The 1225-nt window shown below is 60.2% G+C and carries 1 protein-coding gene; it reads left to right on the top strand.

Annotated elements, in window-relative coordinates:
• A protein-coding gene (locus LNV23_RS23825) for an IS3 family transposase (RefSeq protein ID WP_263565237.1) occupies positions 1-1174 on the top strand; the annotation gives its coding sequence in 2 pieces (ribosomal slippage) (positions 1-290 and positions 293-1174; 1172 coding nt annotated over the 2 pieces). This gene is flagged as partial in the annotation.
• Between the last annotated feature and the right edge of the window lie 51 nt (positions 1175-1225).

Here is a 1225-nt window from a genome sequence, read left to right as displayed (position 1 = left end):
TGGCGGTGGTCGAGCAGGTCGAAAAGGGCGAGCTGACGTACAGGCAGGCCCAGGACAAGTACGGCATTCAGGGTCGATCGACCGTTTTGAAGTGGTTGCGCAAGTACGGTCGCCAGGGCTGGGGACGTGCGGCATCATCGGCGGCTATGCCCATCGACAAAGACCCGACGCCACTCACGCCGGAGCAGCAAATCAAGGCGCTGCAGGTGCAGCTGAAGCAGGCCGAACAGAAAGCGCAGTTCTTCGAAGCCGTCATCGACGTGCTGAAGAAGGACTACGGCGTGCGTGTCGTAAAAAAGCCTGCGGGCAAGTCATTGCGCAAGACCTCGTCAAAGGGTTGAGCGTGACGATGGCTTGCCAATTCATAGGCATCAGCCGGCAGGCGCACTACCGAGGTCGCCAAAGAAGCGCGGAACGCGCACAGCGAGCCGAGACGGTCGTGCGCTTGGTCAGCGAACAGCGAATGCGACAGCCGAAGGTGGGGACGCGCAAGTTGCACCACATGCTGCGCGAATCTTTGGAGCAGTGCGGAGCAACGCTGGGCAGGGATGCGATGTTTGACGTGCTGCGCAACGCGAGACACCTGGTGCGAACGCCTCGGGCGTATCACAAGACGACGAACAGTCATCATCATTTCCGGCGTCATCCGAACCTGGTCAAGGCGGGCCCCGACCAGATCAAGGTCACGGGCAGCGAGCAACTTTGGGTGGCCGACATCACGTACCTGCCTACAGACGGCAAGTTCGTCTATCTGAGTCTGGTGACCGACGCACATTCACGCAAGATCGTTGGCTGGCACGTGCACGCGAGCCTGCAGACCGAAGAGGTCGCGCAGGCCATGAAGATGGCACTCAAGGCCCGCAAGACGCAGTTGGAGCTCGTGCATCACTCGGATCGCGGCCTTCAATATTGCTCGAACTACTACCAGGACCTGCATCGGCGCCACGGCGTCCGATGCTCGATGACGGACGGCTATGACTGCTACCAGAACGCCATGGCTGAACGAGTCAACGGCATTCTCAAGGGCGAGTTCTTGCTGAGCCGCCCGGCCGACCTCCTTGAGGCCCGGCGCATGGTGAGTCAGTCGATACAGATCTACAACCAAGAGCGGCCTCATCTGTCGCTGAAAATGCAGACGCCCGATGCAGTGCATCGGGCGTCGATGGCCGGCTAACGCCGGCCTTGTTCAACCGTTCTTAGTGTCAACCTAATTCAGGACGGGTCA

Source organism: Kinneretia sp. DJ1R-11, assembly GCF_025717595.1.
Lineage (GTDB): Bacteria > Pseudomonadota > Gammaproteobacteria > Burkholderiales > Burkholderiaceae_C > Paucibacter_A.
The sequence above is the reverse complement of the archived record's forward strand: the minus strand, read 5'-3'. Positions and strand labels throughout refer to the sequence as shown.